The organism is Fulvivirga ligni, assembly GCF_021389935.1.
GTDB classification, from domain to species: domain Bacteria; phylum Bacteroidota; class Bacteroidia; order Cytophagales; family Cyclobacteriaceae; genus Fulvivirga; species Fulvivirga ligni.
Window position 1 is genome coordinate 535,375 of sequence record NZ_CP089979.1, and the last position, 16,527, is coordinate 551,901.

Annotated in this window: 16 protein-coding genes; 1 reads left to right on the forward strand and 15 read right to left on the reverse strand. The window is 39.4% G+C overall.

Annotated elements, in window-relative coordinates; all coding sequences use genetic code 11:
• Positions 1-23: 23 nt before the first annotated feature.
• The 9 genes from LVD16_RS02365 to LVD16_RS02405 form a co-directional block, all read right to left on the reverse strand.
• Positions 24-707 (reverse strand): 3'-5' exonuclease, encoded by a 684-nt coding sequence (locus LVD16_RS02365; protein WP_233771980.1) that lies wholly within the window; start codon positions 705-707, stop codon positions 24-26.
• Complete coding sequence (locus tag LVD16_RS02370) at positions 708-2,600, reverse strand: DUF294 nucleotidyltransferase-like domain-containing protein (RefSeq protein WP_233771981.1); 1,893 nt, start codon at positions 2,598-2,600, stop codon at positions 708-710.
• Positions 2,601-2,603: 3 nt separating this feature from the next.
• Positions 2,604-2,963, reverse strand: coding sequence for a response regulator transcription factor (locus tag LVD16_RS02375; RefSeq protein WP_233771982.1), 360 nt, complete (start codon positions 2,961-2,963; stop codon positions 2,604-2,606).
• Positions 2,964-2,969: 6 nt separating this feature from the next.
• Positions 2,970-5,672 carry an ATP-binding protein gene (locus tag LVD16_RS02380; RefSeq protein ID WP_233771983.1) on the reverse strand — a complete coding sequence of 901 codons (2,703 nt, stop codon included), beginning with the start codon at positions 5,670-5,672 and terminating at the stop codon, positions 2,970-2,972.
• Positions 5,659-5,871 carry a hypothetical protein gene (locus LVD16_RS02385; RefSeq protein ID WP_233771984.1) on the reverse strand — a complete coding sequence of 71 codons (213 nt, stop codon included), beginning with the start codon at positions 5,869-5,871 and terminating at the stop codon, positions 5,659-5,661. The genes LVD16_RS02380 and LVD16_RS02385 overlap by 14 nt, the downstream gene beginning before the upstream one ends.
• A 101-nt stretch (positions 5,872-5,972) precedes the next feature.
• Positions 5,973-7,667 carry a sodium:solute symporter family protein gene (locus LVD16_RS02390; RefSeq protein WP_233771985.1) on the reverse strand — a complete coding sequence of 565 codons (1,695 nt, stop codon included), beginning with the start codon at positions 7,665-7,667 and terminating at the stop codon, positions 5,973-5,975.
• 2 nt (positions 7,668-7,669) lie between these two features.
• Positions 7,670-7,933, reverse strand: a complete 264-nt coding sequence (locus tag LVD16_RS02395) for a DUF4212 domain-containing protein (RefSeq protein ID WP_233771986.1) — start codon at positions 7,931-7,933, stop codon at positions 7,670-7,672.
• 12 nt (positions 7,934-7,945) lie between these two features.
• Positions 7,946-9,217 carry a porin gene (locus tag LVD16_RS02400; protein ID WP_233771987.1) on the reverse strand — a complete coding sequence of 424 codons (1,272 nt, stop codon included), beginning with the start codon at positions 9,215-9,217 and terminating at the stop codon, positions 7,946-7,948.
• Positions 9,218-9,344: 127 nt separating this feature from the next.
• Entirely contained in the window at positions 9,345-9,764 is a 420-nt protein-coding gene (locus tag LVD16_RS02405) for an IS1/IS1595 family N-terminal zinc-binding domain-containing protein (protein ID WP_233771988.1), read from the reverse strand.
• A 149-nt stretch (positions 9,765-9,913) separates the two neighbouring features.
• On the opposite strand from LVD16_RS02405, the gene LVD16_RS02410 reads away from it, so the two are divergent.
• Positions 9,914-10,894: a GlxA family transcriptional regulator gene (locus LVD16_RS02410; protein ID WP_233771989.1), complete on the forward strand. Its 981-nt coding sequence runs from the start codon at positions 9,914-9,916 to the stop codon at positions 10,892-10,894.
• On the opposite strand, the gene LVD16_RS02415 is transcribed toward LVD16_RS02410, so the two are convergent.
• The 6 genes from LVD16_RS02415 to LVD16_RS02440 all read right to left on the reverse strand — a co-directional run bounded on the left by LVD16_RS02415 (position 10,891) and on the right by LVD16_RS02440 (position 16,475).
• Positions 10,891-11,544 carry a hypothetical protein gene (locus tag LVD16_RS02415; RefSeq protein ID WP_233771990.1) on the reverse strand — a complete coding sequence of 218 codons (654 nt, stop codon included), beginning with the start codon at positions 11,542-11,544 and terminating at the stop codon, positions 10,891-10,893. The genes LVD16_RS02410 and LVD16_RS02415 overlap by 4 nt on opposite strands.
• 79 nt (positions 11,545-11,623) lie before the next feature.
• A complete protein-coding gene (locus LVD16_RS02420; protein ID WP_233771991.1) occupies positions 11,624-12,586 on the reverse strand; it encodes a beta galactosidase jelly roll domain-containing protein in 963 nt (320 codons plus the stop codon).
• An 88-nt stretch (positions 12,587-12,674) separates the two neighbouring features.
• Positions 12,675-13,076 carry a hypothetical protein gene (locus LVD16_RS02425; protein WP_233771992.1) on the reverse strand — a complete coding sequence of 134 codons (402 nt, stop codon included), beginning with the start codon at positions 13,074-13,076 and terminating at the stop codon, positions 12,675-12,677.
• 121 nt (positions 13,077-13,197) lie between these two features.
• Complete coding sequence (locus tag LVD16_RS02430) at positions 13,198-13,875, reverse strand: response regulator transcription factor (RefSeq protein ID WP_233771993.1); 678 nt, start codon at positions 13,873-13,875, stop codon at positions 13,198-13,200.
• Between the two features lie 10 nt (positions 13,876-13,885).
• Entirely contained in the window at positions 13,886-15,352 is a 1,467-nt protein-coding gene (locus LVD16_RS02435) for a sensor histidine kinase (RefSeq protein ID WP_233771994.1), read from the reverse strand.
• Positions 15,353-15,527: 175 nt separating this feature from the next.
• On the reverse strand, positions 15,528-16,475 hold the full coding sequence (locus LVD16_RS02440) for an acyl-CoA desaturase (RefSeq protein WP_233771995.1): 948 nt from the start codon (positions 16,473-16,475) through the stop codon (positions 15,528-15,530).
• Between the last annotated feature and the right edge of the window lie 52 nt (positions 16,476-16,527).

Sequence of the window (16,527 nt, forward strand, 5' to 3'; positions counted from 1 at the left end):
AGGGGTTTTGTGTTTTTAGGGGTTTATAGAATATCTGCCAGTCGTTTAACTCCTCGCTGACTTAACCTTGGTAGTAATTTTTGCAGCAAGCATGCTGTGGTAAAAGCATCGCCCAATGCTGAATGTCTTTCCAGCGGCATTATCTTATATCTTTCTATTAAAGCATCTAATGTATACTTGCGGCGCAACACGACGGAGGCATCCATGCGTGGTTCTTCAAGCCTCATAGCTAGATGCATGGTGTCAACGATTGGATTTTTTATCTGAATGTTCTCATTATGTTTTTTGAAAAAAGCATTTATCATACGAACATCAAAGTCAGCATGATGGGCCACAAGAACCGCCTCCTCTAAATATTGAAGTATACTTTTTACAACGAGGTCTGCCGCAATTCCTGAAGCGCTCTGTCTCTTGGTAATTCCGTGAATCTCCACGTTCTCAGGCATATTTTCAGAACTGTCATCTACGAATATATGGCAGCCCGTATTCACTTGAATAGATCCATTCTGAAAACAAACCCCACCAAAGGACAAAAGACGAGCCCTTTTCACATCTAATGAGGTAGTCTCGGTATCAATTACTACAAATTTGAGCTTATCAAGAGCTGATTTTTTATCCAGGCTATCAAATGACGCATAGTACCTTTTGACATAATCCGGGAGATCACGTGACTTAGATGAGAGAAAAAGTTTAGAGAAGAAGTGCATCTATTGAAAGTAACTCAGCTGATATTTTAAACTCAACATTTTCTGCAGTTTATCTATGGGCTCAAATGTATTTCTTAATATTTGCCTGTCCAGCTTACCCAAACTATCAATAGGCACATATCTACCAGAATTGTTATGTTCAAATCCTGAAATGGCTCGAAATCTCATAAGATATTCATAAGCATCTGCAGCCTCCTCATAAAGCTCTCTTCTGGAGGGATCTTTTTCCGCCAAAACCTGATAACGGCCAATGGTGTTCTTTACATCCATGATTCCTGCATCTAAACTAAGAACACGCGCCATATCTACCAGCGGCATCATAGCTCTGGCCTTAATATCAAAATCATTTTTGTGCTCACCTGATCGCTCTATCATTAAGTTTTTAAAGAAACCCAGTGGCGCAGGGTTTTTAAGCGCATTTTTAGCGAGAAAATTTAAAAAGATCTTCTCACTACTAATCTCATCTTGTATAAACCGATTGAGCTCATCCAAAAGGTTCTCATCCCCATAAATAAATCTGTAATCAAAAAAGATTGTAGACAGCATCAGCGCCTTTTCCTGTGGCTTTCTTATCCAGCCGCTGAAATAATGCTCCCATTGAGAAAGTGGCTGACACCATTGAGAATTACCGGCCATCATATCTGCAGGACATTTCTTAAAACCCACCTGCTCCAGGGCGAAATTGACCTGAGTAGCAAGACCCAAGAAATATTGCTGAGTGTCCTCAGTCTCCGAATCAGCATATATCAGTGCATTATCCTGATCAGTCCTGAGCAGTTGCTCTCCACGACCCTCACTACCCATAGAAACCCAACAAAATGACACCGGTGCGGCACCATTTTCTTCTTGATACTTATCGAGCTTGAGCTTAATGATCCGTTGCATCAATACATCGTTCATATGTGTAACCAAAGATGATGTTACTTCCATGGACACATTCTGCTCGAGGTAAAAACGCACCAATCCATCTGCCTGGTTTCTCAATTTTGCCAGCTCTTCTATGGTTTTCGATTGTTCTAGGGCATAAACCAATGCCACTGGATGATTTTGCTGTGAGGCTAGCAAGTCCCGCTGACTCAATACACCCACAGGCTTATTACCATCCACTATACAGATATGCTTAATTTTATGACGAAGCATTTTAAGTAAATAGTCTGAAAGCGGAAGACCAAGAGGCATGGCCACCACCTGTGTAGACATGATTTTCGCCACGGGATCATCAATGCTCAAAATGCCAGTGGCTATTTTAGTTTTGAAATCGGTATCCGTTACTATGCCTGTAAGTGAACCATCAGGCTCACAAATTACCATAGAACCAATCCTCTTTTCAGTCATCATTTTTGCCACCTCTCGGATAATTACCGTCGACTTGCACCATATCAATTGGCTACACTGCCTCAACGGACTATTCCAATTCAGCAATGATCCAGACTCTTGAACCCTATTTTTGCTAGCCCCTGAAAATAAATGGGACTGTCCTCCTGCCAATCCAGAAGCAAAAAACATAGCCACTTGAGAATTTAACTCCATCAAAGACCTGAAATTTGTAATTGGTAAGGCATAAATCAGACACTCGTCTTCACAGCGAGCTTGAAACACATATGGGTTTCCACTAATCATAGCTCTAACACCAAAAAGATCTCCTTCATCACAAACATCTACCAAAGAAATTGTATCCGCCTCTTGCCTCTCTAGATGCACTACGCCCTCCTTCACCACAAATAGATAATCTCCACTTTTTTGGTCTTGCTTAAAAACATATTCGTCAGGCTGAAAATATTTCACCTCCGCTTCTTTGGCCAAACCAAGAATTTCTTCTTTACCTAAATATGAGAAAGGTGGATATTTGAATAAAAAATCAGCAATTCGAGTAGCTATGAGGTTCTTTTCCATAAATCAGGCCGTTAAATTCTGAACAGTTTTTACTACATGCTTAGTACTAAAAGGCTTGGTTATATAATGATCGGCTCCAGCATCGTAGCCCTTATTTATATCCTTCTCTGTACCCTTGGCAGTGAGTAAAATAATCTTAGTATTCAGCTCACTATTATTCTGAATATAACTACAGACCTCATATCCATCTACCTCCGGCATCATAATATCCAGAATAATAACATCTGGCTGATGCCGATCCAAAAGACCTATAGCTTCCCGTCCGTCTCTGGCAATAAAAACAGCATACCCATTCTTTTTCATCAGGAACTCCAATGACATAATGATATTTGGCTCATCATCTACTAACAATACTTTCTTCATATCATATTAAATTGCTGGCACTCTCAATACCACTACAGCACCCGGCTGCTTGTTATCATCCACCCAAATCTTACCATTATGTTTATCAATTATCTTTTTACAAATGGTAAGACCCAATCCACTACCCTCGGGCTTATCATTCTCTTGGCTTTTTGCCTGATAAAATGCCTCAAAAATCAATTTCCTCATCTCCACCGGAATACCCGGCCCGTTATCAATCACCTTCAGCTCCACTTCATTTCCCTTCATTGACGTTATCACATTTACCTGACCTTGTTCCTGGTTGCAATATTTAATAGCATTGGAAAGCAGGTTAAGCACCACCTGTGTAAGACCATCATTATTACCCCTTATTGCAGATAGATTAGGATCAAATGATGTGGTCATAGCAATATTTTTTTCCTTCGCCCATTGACTTACAGAACTAAGAGAAGTTTCAACCACCTCATTCAGATTCAAATAATCCAGCGGCATTTTCAACTCCCCAGAATCCAATTTTTCAAGGTTAAGCACCTGATTAATAAGCCTTTCCATGCGTTTTGTTTCTTCCACAATAATATTGAGAAAAGCTGAACGCTCGTCATCAGATATATCCTGGTGATCATTTAAAATTTCAGACATGGCCCTAATGGATGTTATAGGAGTCCTCATTTCATGGGTAACGGTAGAAATAAACTCATCTTTTATATGATCCATCTCCTTCAGTTTCTCATTGGCCTCCCTCAACTTTTGTCCCGCCTCTTCCAGCTGCTGAGATTTTATTTCTAACTGCTTGTTGTATGATATATATTGCTGCGCTTCACGAAGAATATCAAACACCTCCTTAATGTCTACTACATTCTCTTCTTTCACCACTGAGGCCATTAGCACCCGCGCAGATGTAGAGCCGATAGCACCGGAGAGCAGCTTTTCAGCGTAATTGACTATTCTATAATCTGCCTCCACACTCTTCTCTTCTATATTATTTTGAGTCATAAATTTTCTAAAGGCCCTCTCAGTTCTTGGCCCACCTAAAAACTGTGATATCAACCTTTTTAGATCTGAAATAAAGGCGCGCCCTTTCCAAAGTATGGAGCTTTCATAGCTAGAAGAATATTTAAAAATGTCTACAAATATTTCTGCCTGGTTGATTTCCTGCGTAGAGCGATGGGTGAGCGTAGAAACCACTAGAAAGGAGGAAACATTGAAAAACATGCTCCAAAAAAATCCACTAACAATATAATCCATTGAATCTAGGCCGAGAAAACCATGTGGGCTCAACCATGACCAATGAAAAGGTCCGTTTTCAACAAAATCCTCAGTAATTATACCAGGACTCACCATAGTAGGAACTACCAAAATATAAAACCAAACCATAAAACCTGCCAATAGCCCCACCAGAGCTCCTTTTCTATTGGCCATTTTCCAGTAGATGCCACCAATAATAGCCGGGGCAAGCTGAGCCACAGCCACAAAAGATATTAATCCTATTGAAACAAGGGAAAAACTATCACCCACAAACTTGAAATATAGATAGGCTAAAAACAACATCACCATTATGATCATCTGCCTACCGCGAAGTACAATGAGATCCAACCTCCCTTTAAAATATTGAGAAACCAGCCTGCTCTTAATGAGATTTGGCGTAATAATATGATTACTAACCATAATACTTAAAGCTGAGGTAGATACTATGATCATACTAGTAGCCGCGGAAAAGCCGCCTAAGAAAATAATCAGTGCCAGTAAGTTATTATCATACGCCAGTGGAATGGCCAGCACATAAGTATCTGCATTAACATTCTGATCCTGGAATATCATTTTGCCTCCCAGAGCTATCGGAATCACAAACAGATTAATCAATAGCAGATACAGTGGAAATAGCCATAGTGCCTTTTTTAAATGATTTTCATTTCTATTTTCTTTCACCGCCACATGAAACTGACGCGGCAAGAAAAGTAAAGCCAGGGCCGATAAAATATTCAAGGCCATCCAACTGCCGTATTGTGAGTCATCTATAGTGACCAAAGCATTAAACTGCTCCAAATCGGCGGCCTGCTGGAAGATATTTCCAAACCCGTCAAAAAGACCAAACGTAACATATAAACCAAGTGCTAAAAAAGCCAATAGCTTAAATACTGATTCAAAAGCTATGGTGGTAATTAGGCCTACATTTTTCTGATTGGCATCTATATTTCTAGCTCCAAAAAGAATTGTAAATACGGCAAGCACCACTGTAATATAGAAGGAAGTATCATCTAGAAAATATCCAGATGTTTTAGAAGAGCCCTCTGAAAGAATGAGATAACTATTAGAAATCGCTTTTAGCTGAATAGAAATATATGGCAGCACTCCCAAAAAGCAGAAAACCGTTATAATAGCACCCAAAGTAGCATTCTTTCCATATCTGGAAGCCACAAAATCTGCCATATTGGTAATTCGGTGCACTTTACTTATCCTGATGATCTTTCTTAGCACTATCCAGAATAACGGTGCCAGCATTACCGGACCTAGATAAGTAGTGAGAAAATCAAGTCCCTGGTGAGAGGCTCTGCCCACACTTCCATAATAAGTCCAGGCGGTGCAGTACACTGCCAATGAAAGTGAATAGATATAGGGTGAGTTTAGCCAGGATTTATCGGCATTCTTCTCCGCCCAGGAGGCTATCAGAAATAGAATGATGAGATAGCAAAATGAGAGGATAATAACCAGCCACTTAATTTCCATCATGCCCATCGTTAAATAATTTCTTGCTCAGCCACCATAAAACAATGATAAGTAGTATCCAGGAGGCCAACAGATAAAGGCTTAAGGCCGGGACTCCACCAATAGATATGTCCACATTAAAAATCCCAAGGATAGGAAAGTGAAGCATGGCAAAGAAAAACAAGAATACCAGTATAAATATCGATGTTGATCTATTCTGCAATGGACAAAGATTTAGGTGAGAAGTTAAAGCAAGCAGGCCATCTCATAACAGAACTGGCCTGCTTCAGCAATTATTACATATTTGATTTCATGTAATTTCCTTTAATGAGAATGTGCCTCACCCGCCCCTCTTGGGAACCTGATATTATCTACAATATCCTGTACATCTTCCGGTGGAGGTGAAGTCATGTGACATACCGTAAGTGACACCACAAAATTGATAATCATCCCCACGGTGCCGAATCCCTCTGGCGATATACCAAACCACCAATCTTTTGGTGTAGTTTCACCGCCAATCCAACCTAATTTATAGCGCATCATATAATACAAGGTGATGCCTAACCCTACAACCATCCCTGCTATGGCACCCTCTTTATTCATTCGCTTATAGAAAATGCCGAGTATAATGGCAGGGAAAAAGGATGCCGCCGCTAGTCCAAACGCCAGAGCGACCACGGCCGCGACAAAATCTGGTGGATTAATACCAAAATATCCTGCAACCATTACGGCCAACACAGCAGAACCACGAGCAATCCATAGCTCAGCGCTATCGCTGATATCCGGTGCTATTTGCTTTTTAACCAGGTCATGAGATACTGATGTAGATATTACCAAAAGAAGACCAGCGGCCGTAGAAAGTGCCGCCGCCAGACCACCAGCAGCCACTAAGGCCACCACCCAGTTAGGCAGGCTGGCAATCTCCGGATTCGCCAGCACCATGATATCTCTATCAATGGTTAATTCATTTTTTTCTGCGTCGGCTACATATTGAATAGTACCATCTCCATTTTTATCTTCAAATGTGAGAAGCCCTGTTTTTTCCCAATTAGAAAACCATGGCGGCATATCGCTGTAGCTCTCATTACTCACCGTTTCTATGAGGTTAGTTCTAGCAAAAGCAGCCACTGCAGGAGCTGTAGTGTATAAAATAGCTATGAAAACCAAAGCATAACCGGCTGATACCCGAGCATCTTTTACTCTTGGTACAGTAAAGAACCTAACTATCACATGCGGAAGACCGGCAGTACCAATCATAAGTGCAGCGGTTATAAAAAACACATCGATCATACTTTTCTTGCCGCTGGTATATTCTGCGAATCCCAACTCTTCATGCAGGCCGTTCAGTTTATCTAAAAGATATGTTTCACTCCCAGTTATTTTACCTCCAAAACCAAGTTGTGGTATAGGATTTCCGGTTAGCTGAATAGAGATAAAAATTGCAGGCACCATGAAAGCAAAGATCAATATCACATATTGGGCTACCTGCGTATAGGTGATACCTTTCATACCACCGAGTACCGCATATATAAACACGATGAACATGCCTATATACACCCCCACGTTGATGTCCACCTCTAGAAAGCGGCTAAAAACCACGCCAACACCTCTCATTTGCCCAGCCACATAAGTGAAGGACACAAAGAGAGCACAGATTACGGCCACTGTTCTTGCAGCATTAGAGTAATACCTGTCACCGATAAAATCAGGAACCGTAAATTTTCCGAATTTTCTTAAGTAAGGCGCTAATAATAAGGCCAATAGCACATATCCGCCTGTCCACCCCATGAGATAAACTGCTCCGTCATAGCCAGCAAAAGAAATGATACCAGCCATAGATATAAAAGAGGCCGCTGACATCCAGTCTGCAGCGGTAGCCATACCATTGGCCAATGGCGGCACACCACCGCCAGCCACATAAAAATCCTTAGTAGAACCAGCCCTGGAATAAATGGCTATACCTATGTAAATGGCAAAGGTTATTCCTACTAAAATGTAAGTCCATAGTTGTACGTCCATGATTATTCTTGTTTTTCGTCTACATCAAATTTTTTATCGAGCTTATTCATGAGTGATACATAGATAAATATCAGCACCACGAATACATAGATGGAACCTTGTTGGGCGAACCAAAAGCCCAGAGGAAAGCCTCCGATTTTAATAGAGTTCAAAGGTTCTACCAGAACTATGCTCAACAGATAGGACACAATGAACCAGACTATCAAGAGAACTGTAAGATAGAGCAGGTTCCTGCGCCAATAGAGCTTCATTTTTTCTTTGTCCATAATTGTTTAGAGTTAAAGGAAGATGTGAGTTTGCAGCACTAAGCCATCTATGCGGTCAGGCTTAGCGCCGGTATAGTTGATTAAATTTGAATTATATTCTATTGTGATTTTAGCATTATGCCCATTTAAGAAGGCATTCGCCCCCACCTGAAAAGTATTGCCTGCATTTTCAAAGGCCTCATAATCTCTGGTGCTATAAGCTAAATATGGCATAATACTCACCTTTTCAGAAAATTCAGGAATAAGGTAGCCTACCTGCCCATAAATGGAAGAGCCGGTACCATAGGTAGTGCCCAGCGCGTAGTTTTCACCATAATCGAAGTTATAATATACCAGATAAGCATTAAGAGCTCCCGTGCCCACCGGAGCATCATAGTAAGCATCAGCGGCAAAATGGAATACGTTATTTCCACTATGATTACCAACAGCATCGGTGGTAACAGTGCCATCTGCATGACTAAAGAAACCAGCACCAAGATTGAATACCTTTTTCTTTCCTAAGTAGGTACCCACCCGGTAAGGCAACTTGTTTGATTCTTTATCTAAAAACTGATAATCAAAATAACCTTCAATTATTTTACCTGCGTCTTTACCAAGTATTCTTCTGCCCGAATAAGTGACACTGTTAGGATTAGGATTATCCGAAGAGCCCAGGGCATTAGTAATTGGCGTATTCAAGGCCAGCGTATATCTAAAGCTGCCCAGCATACCTTTTCCGTAGACGCCCATATGGCGAGCAAACTGATCAGTAAGCCCCAAAGAAGCCCAGGCCTGCCGATAGTTATCCATGGTCATAAAATTTAGTGTACTTGCACTGGTAAGTCTGCTTAGACCATTCCAATAATGAAGTCCTGCACCCAGATAAAGTTGATCTCCAGTGCTGACTTTAAATTCAGTCCAGGCTGCATGTAAAAACAGCTGCGGACCATTTACAGTAGGATCGTTAGTAGCGCGATTGCCAATAGGATCTGCATTAGCTCCCGTTAGTGAATTAAGACCAATGTGAGTAAGAATGAGGAATCTTGGTGACATCTGGGCGTAAGCCAATAATCTGGATCTACGTATTCTCATATTAAAACCCTGATCATCATTACTTAAATTAGAGTTTTCTGCCCATATCTGGTGCCAAGTGATAAATCTGATATACTGCTGTCCACTTTCATCAAGTTTCACTGTTAGGGGTTTGTAAGTAGGTTGTTTAGCCTCTTCTTGCGCTATTACACTGCCTGAGAAAATCAAAGGCAATAGCAAGCCCATGAAGAGCCTGGATTTAATATTCTTCATGATTTTGAAATTTTAGTTATGGGTAATTGCGAATAAGACGGCCGTCTAAAATTTCAATCGATTGAAGTTTAAAAAAATTAAATCAAACCATGTTTAAATTACATATAGTTTTGCTAATAACATATATCTAATGCTTAAAACGTTCCCATTTTATTACCATGAACTTATCACCCAATTCAGTGACAAGCATACCTGATTCCTTCAAATTCATCGGATTTGTGACAAAATCAGTTAATTCGGTGTGGTTAAAAATTTGATAGGTAGGCCTATAATCGTACCGCTCCGGAGCCTTGATGTGATACTTTCTAACCCAGTTCATCACTGACACATGACTGACACCAAGCAGGCGCTCTATCTCCCTGAAGCTAACACCTTCCAGGTATAGCTGTAATGATTTAATCACATAGTAGTCATCAATACGCTTTCCTAATTTACTGACAGTGAAATAGTAAGCACAAGATTTACATTTAAATCGCTGTCTGTTGTTAATTACTCCGCTTTTGATAATGTGATTAGAATTACATTTAGGACATAGCGGCTTATTCATGCTATATTAATTTAGCATAAATATATCAATTTAGCAATATCATAAATTGGTTTATTACAAATTGAAAGATCCAATCAGCTGGCAGGTTATTGTAATAATCCCTCTTCAGGGTGTTGGTTGCGGCAGATCAAATAATTATATTTATTCCTATGAAATCAATCTCTATCCTAGTGCCTGAAAGCTCCGTAATGGAGTCTATTGGTGATCCTCAGTATTTATTCACAGTTATTAATCAGTTTTTAGAATCTGAAGGCAAGTCACCGGCCTTTGATGTACAATTGGTAGGAGCTACTAAAGAGGTTGTTTTAAAGCAAGGTCTTGTAACCATAAGACCACAGAAGCTGCTAGATGAGGTTAAAGAAACAGACCTGATTATAATTCCTGCATTGGCTATCAATATGAAAACTGCGATTGAGGCCAACCAGGAAATGATCCCCTGGATCATTAAACACTATAAAAAAGGCACCGAGGTGGCTTCTTTATGTGTAGGAGCATTTTTGCTAGGCTCCACTGGCCTGCTTGACGGCTATAAGTGCTCCACTCACTGGGCATTTGCCAACGAATTTCGAAGTATGTTTCCTGAGATCAATTTAGTTGATGGAGGCATAATTACAGAAGAAAATGGCATTTACACTAGCGGAGGGGCAAACTCGTATTGGAACCTTCTGCTCTATCTGGTGGAAAAATTCACTGACCGACATAAAGCAATTTTAGCATCGAAATATTTTGCCATAGATATTGATAGGGACAGCCAGGCCTCTTTCTCTCTATTCCAAGGGCAGAAAGAACATAATGACGAAGCTATAAAGTCTGCACAAACCTTTATAGAAGAGCATTATCAGGAAAAATTTAGTGTAGATGATTTAGCCGAGCAGCTGGCCCTTAGCAGAAGAAGCCTTGAAAGACGATTTAAAAAAGCCACCAACAATACCATCATTGAATACGCCCAACGTGTAAAAATAGAAGTAGCTAAAAGAAACTTTGAGCTAAGCCGAAAAAATATTTCGGAAGTAATGTATGATGTTGGCTATTCAGACACCAAGGCGTTTCGCACAGTTTTCAAGAAAATAACAGGCCTTACTCCTATTGAGTATAGAAACAAATACAATAAGCAGCCTGTATTAGCTTAATTACTTAGATTGGTTGTGATAGAGGCATCTGCCTCCGCTTCAATGGCTCTTACCTCCTCAGGCGAGATGTATAGGTTATCAATTCGCGCTCTGTAATCTTCAGGAAGATCATCTCTCATTAAAATATATTTCTTGGTTTTGATAAGATGTGTAGCAAAACCATGTTTAATCGCAAAAGTGTCGGCACGACGTTCAGCTCTTCTCAAGTAGTTTCTGGAAGTAAAATACCTCATTCCAAAACCTACCATATCCATGGAGCTTCTATTTAAATAATCGACTACATGACCCAACTCGTGTGCTACCCAACCTACAATAATGTCATGAGGTAAAGTTTCTAAAGGCTTAAGCGTATCATTTAAGGAAATAAGCTTTTGCATTTTAATCTTATAAACTCTTTTGTTCTTCTTTCTCAAAAGAGTTTTGATCCTTGGCTGAGCCTGCATTACCGCATGGTTAATATGATCGCGATAAACGAAATCAATGGCTATACCTCTTAATTCTGGATAATATGACAAGGCTTCTTTAATAGGAGCTTCCAAAGACGGGGGCATGTGCTGATTTCGGTAGTTATCGTTGGACACTTTTTCCTGTGCATGAAGGCAAAGAGGAAACAAAATCAGTACGGAAGCTAGATATTTAAGATATGTCAAAATATGTGTGTGTTTTTTCTTTTTTATGTGGTTATTTCTAATAAGGTAACCTAAATATGTTTGTTATAGTTTTAAAATGCTATTTAAAATAGTGATAATATCGAGTTTTTGTTGTAATACCAACCGGACCTTGCCAAATTCCTCCCGAAAGACCTAAATCTTCCACTTCTACGGTAATTATATTCATTTCACCCGGTACCAACAGGCCTTCTGGTATCTCATAAACTCTCATAATACTGTAAGATGAGCTTTCACCAAACCAGCGATTATCCTTTGTTTCGCCCAATAAGCGACCATTGAGATAAGTTTTATCAAAATCATCAATGCGCCCCATGAGTAGCACAAGGTTATCAGAATCTAAATTTGCTGGTGTTTTAAACACCTTTTTATAAGTAGCATAGCCATCATAGTTATCATAGCCCTGGCTCTCCCACGGTATTGGCACCATGATCTCATTCCAATTCAGGCCATTGCCATCCAGGTGAACTCCCTGCTTGAATGACCAAAGGCCATGTAAGTCCAGCAATAATGACGCCTTGTACGGCGAACTATAAATTCCAATGTTACCGGCTACTATACCACCAGTGCCTACCACATCAAAAATGCGAATAGCGATAAGGTTATCACCCTCATAGTTAATATACTGGCTTGGTAGAACATAAATCCTTTCGGCGTTATGTGCTGTTTTAAACTTTGGCGGAAAATAACCTGAGAAGCCAATCATTCTTCCATTAAAATAAACCTGATCTACGTCATCTACATATCCCAGGTGCAGATATAGATTCTCTCCCTTAGGAAGTTTAGTGCCATCAATACTTTTACGGTACCAGGCGTAGCCATCATAGCCATGAAAGCCTTGATCCTCCCAGTTACCTGGTACATTTAAATTTTCCCATAAATTATCATTGTAGGTTGGAGAAGACCAATCAGAACGATCGCCTATAGAAAATTTCCATGCTCCGGACATGTCCAAAATTCTATCCTGAGATAGTGCTGGCACTGTGACCAGAAAGAGCATGATGATGATAATTATCTGACGCAATCTATTTTTACTTTGGTTATAAAGTTAAGGGGTTCTTAACTCTTTTCAGAATCTTGAACCCCAAACCTCACATGTATTCTTAAGAAAATCAGTTCTTTACTATAGCCTGACCCACAGGAAGATAGTCGTTCCAGTAATCGACCCATATTTTGGAATCTGTCATTGAAAAATCATAAGCAATAGTGCTGTATTTATCTGTAAACTCAATTTTGTAGTTGCCGTCTTTCAGTTTTTTAAGATCAAAATGCTTTACAAAGCCCTTTTTAAACCTGCTATCTCTCAGAGTTTCTTTGTACAATAACCCGAATTGATCGGAGATCTTAATTTCCACCTTTTTAGCATTAGGGTTATAGTAGAACACCTTCATAACGGCGTCCTGATCATAAGGTAAAACTTTGGCCGCAGTTTCCTGAGCCGATGACATAGTTACTGCTGCACAAGTAAAGAATACTGCAGCCAGTATGATTTTTAGTGTGTTGTTAGTCTTCATGGTTATTTATGTTATTGACCTAAATGTGTGTATAAGAGCAATAACGGCACTTTTTAACCTGAAGATGTCACACCTTAGTAAAGTGATGTAAAAGAATGTAACAAGATGTGAAGGTTGGTTTTTATAAGATCATTTTGTAACCTGATCCATGTACTGTGAGTACAATCCGAGGATTATTGGGGTTGTCTTCTACCTTCTGTCTGATCCTTACCATGAAATTATCAACCGTGCGGGTGGTGGGTTGTTCTTCATAACCCCACACATTTTCTAGTAGCTCATACCTACTCACCAGCTGATTTCTATGACTATATAAATAATGAAGTACTTCAAATTCCTTATGCGAAATCTTCACTTCCTCATCTCCATCAAAAGCCTGATAGTTCTCAAAATTCACCTTCAGTTTACCAATAAATATATTCTGGCCGGTTTGGGTACTTACGTTACGTCTAAGGATAGCCTTTACCCGAGCTAATAATTCGCGAACGCTAAAAGGTTTGGTAACATAGTCATCAGCCCCCAATTCAAGTCCAAGAACTTTATCTATCTCCTCACCCTTGGCCGTAAGTAAAATTATTGGAGTAGTAATGTTTTGTTTCCTAACACTTTTACAGATGTCAAGGCCTGAGATTTTCGGCAGCATTATATCTAATATCACCAGATCATAAACACCTGAAGTAAGCTTATCATAGCCTTCCTGACCATCTTTGGCCATATCTACCTGATAGCCTTCAAACTCCAGATTATCTTTAAGACCCAAGCGCATATCGGGTTCATCTTCTATGATTAAAATAGATGACATTGGCTGAATATTACTGTTTTAATGGTAAATATACAGTGAATAGCGCTCCTTTTTTCAACTCACTTTTCACGTCTATTTTACCTTTATGTTTATCTACAATTTGTTTAACTAGCGATAACCCTAAACCCGTACCCTTGCTTTTGGCAATATCACCAGAGGGCACTCTGTAAAACTTGTCAAAAATATACTTTTGATCTTTTTTAGAAATGCCATTACCATAGTCCTGGACACTTAAAAAGGCATACGATCCTGAAGTGCCTGTGGTTATATCTATTCGCTTGCTTTCGCCACTATATTTTACTGCATTATCTATCAGATTACCAATCACTTCTATCATGGCCTCTTTATCTGCCTCAATAAATAAATTATCTTCAGGGTGAAACCTGCAGTCAAAGTCATTACTTTCCAAATGGTAGTGATATGTTTCTATCACCTCTCTCACGGCTACATTCAGATCCATTTTATTGAAATGAAGATCCGCCTTCTTAGCTTCAAGCCTGGAAAAATTAAGTATTTTATTCACAATACCTGAAAGTCTACCTGTTTCACGACTTATGATTCTATAATATTCATTCCGCTTCTCTTCACTAGTGACCCTGCCAAGCTCCAGCGTTTCCGCAAACATACTTATCAAAGAAAGCGGCGTTCTGATCTCATGAGATACATTTGAAATAAAATCCGATTTAGTCTCCGCTAACCTGATCTCTTTTTTCACATATCTAAAGACTATCCACACCGCGAGTATTAAAACCAGATCTAGGGTAAGTATAAGAAAGAGGTTAAAGTCGGTTCTTTCTTTTACGATCTTATCTATAGATTTTCCCTTGAGGCTAATGCCTAGATAGTATTCTGGAAATATCCAGAAGTCATTGGTTACGGCTCTGGCAGTTTTTTGAACATTGGCCAATGTATCAATTGTAGTATAAATAATTCGGTTATTTTCTTTCTTGAAGGCTGTAATCAAAAACCTATCTTCTGCCACCGTTTGAATTTTTGGCCGCAGCATATTGATGATAAAATCCTCTGGATTTATCACCACGCCACAAACAGATTTTCCATGCAGTGGCTTATCTAATATGAAAAGTAAAATAGCTAGATTTTCAAAATTAGGAAGTCTTGCATCCAAAGGTTCTATCTTTTGAAAACCCACCTCCTTGTAACGCTTGAGCCGATCTATTTCTGCTGTATGTTCTCTGATGAGAGCGTCAATATTCGCGCTGAGATCGGAATTACCCAGAGGCATATCAGCTATTATTTTGGGTGCTTCGCCACCCGCGCTATCTACAAAGAAGATGAATGATATACTTGTAGAATGTAATATTTCCTCAAAGCCCAGACTATCCAGCACATCCTGTTGAGATTCTATTTTGGAAATCCAGCTGCTGGTTACATCATCAGAATACTGGTTTACGGAAAATAATATTGCGTCTAGCTGCTTCTGATATATTTGATTAATTACCTCCTCATCTTTGGTCATAGAGGAGATTTCATACACTGAGTAAAACAGTGCTGGTATTAGGAATACCAATAACAATATAAGGCCGGCTTTTCGTGTAGGGTTCAAATGAAAACTGCTAAACTCTCCATATAAATATAGAAAGTTTAGCAGTATTTTAAGTTTTTAATCGGCTAATAGCCAAATAATGTGTGTTTTATGCAGATTTCTGAATCGGTTCTTCTTTTTCTGCACCTTGATATTTCATTCTAAGCTCTTTAGCATGATCCATATTTTTGGAATGCAGAATGTGCTTAGGCACACCTCTTAGATCCCAGATAAGACCTAACCAGCTAAAAAGTTTTAAGCCATAATAGGTAATGTCTATTTCCCACCAGAAAAATCCGTTTCTGGCTGATACTTGATAGTAATGGTGGTTATTATGCCATCCTTCACCAAGTGTTAATAAAGCTAACCAAAGGCTGTTCTTTGACTCATCGCCTGACTCATATCTTTGTTTGCCAAACTTGTGCATGATAGAGTTAATCGAGAAAGTACCGTGATAAAGAATAACTGTACTTAAGAAAAAGCCTATAAATAAGGTAGATAAGCCGTAATGCGTGAACAATAACCAAGGGCTACCACCATTCACCCAGGCACCTGTCATGGTTACACCTAAAGCTAATAATAATGGTGGAATGAAATGATACTTGTTCAACCATACCAACTCAGGGTATTTAGCATAATCACCTATGGTTTTAAAATCAGTTTCTTTATAATCAGGGCCGATAATCCAACCAATGTGAGAGTACCAGAAACCATATAACTTCATTGAGTGCGGATCTGCCGGAGTATCACTATGTCTGTGGTGATGTCTGTGGTGAGCCGCCCACCATAAAGCTCCTTTTTGAGCAGAAGTTTGTGCCATAAAGGCAATTACAAACTGAAACCAGCGCGATGTTTTATATGATTTATGAGAAAAATATCTATGATAGCCTCCCGTGATCCAAAACATGCGGAAGAAATACAATACTGCACATACTATCCAATCAAACAACGTTGCTCCTGTAAATATTGCTGCTAATGGCAACAAATGAACAAGGGCAAAAGAAAGCTCCTGCTTCAGGATAGGTTTACTTCTTTTTTCTAAAACTACTTCTGACATCTTTTGTCAATTAAAATGGATTGCAAAATTAAGCATTAAAATTATATACTCA

Excerpts from the sequence above, each read along its gene's own strand:
- LVD16_RS02375 (WP_233771982.1), bottom strand. The coding sequence starts at position 2,963 with ATGAAGAAAGTATTGTTAGTAGATGATGAGCCAAATATCATTATGTCA.
- LVD16_RS02380 (WP_233771983.1), bottom strand. The coding sequence starts at position 5,672 with ATGATGGAAATTAAGTGGCTGGTTATTATCCTCTCATTTTGCTATCTC.
- LVD16_RS02410 (WP_233771989.1), top strand. The coding sequence starts at position 9,914 with ATGAAATCAATCTCTATCCTAGTGCCTGAAAGCTCCGTAATGGAGTCT.
- LVD16_RS02395 (WP_233771986.1), bottom strand. The coding sequence starts at position 7,933 with ATGGACAAAGAAAAAATGAAGCTCTATTGGCGCAGGAACCTGCTCTAT.
- LVD16_RS02365 (WP_233771980.1), bottom strand. The coding sequence starts at position 707 with ATGCACTTCTTCTCTAAACTTTTTCTCTCATCTAAGTCACGTGATCTC.
- LVD16_RS02435 (WP_233771994.1), bottom strand. The coding sequence starts at position 15,352 with ATGACCAAAGATGAGGAGGTAATTAATCAAATATATCAGAAGCAGCTA.
- LVD16_RS02390 (WP_233771985.1), bottom strand. The coding sequence starts at position 7,667 with ATGGACGTACAACTATGGACTTACATTTTAGTAGGAATAACCTTTGCC.
- LVD16_RS02430 (WP_233771993.1), bottom strand. The coding sequence starts at position 13,875 with ATGTCATCTATTTTAATCATAGAAGATGAACCCGATATGCGCTTGGGT.
- LVD16_RS02425 (WP_233771992.1), bottom strand. The coding sequence starts at position 13,076 with ATGAAGACTAACAACACACTAAAAATCATACTGGCTGCAGTATTCTTT.
- LVD16_RS02370 (WP_233771981.1), bottom strand. The coding sequence starts at position 2,600 with ATGGAAAAGAACCTCATAGCTACTCGAATTGCTGATTTTTTATTCAAA.
- LVD16_RS02440 (WP_233771995.1), bottom strand. The coding sequence starts at position 16,475 with ATGTCAGAAGTAGTTTTAGAAAAAAGAAGTAAACCTATCCTGAAGCAG.
- LVD16_RS02405 (WP_233771988.1), bottom strand. The coding sequence starts at position 9,764 with ATGAATAAGCCGCTATGTCCTAAATGTAATTCTAATCACATTATCAAA.
- LVD16_RS02400 (WP_233771987.1), bottom strand. The coding sequence starts at position 9,217 with ATGAAGAATATTAAATCCAGGCTCTTCATGGGCTTGCTATTGCCTTTG.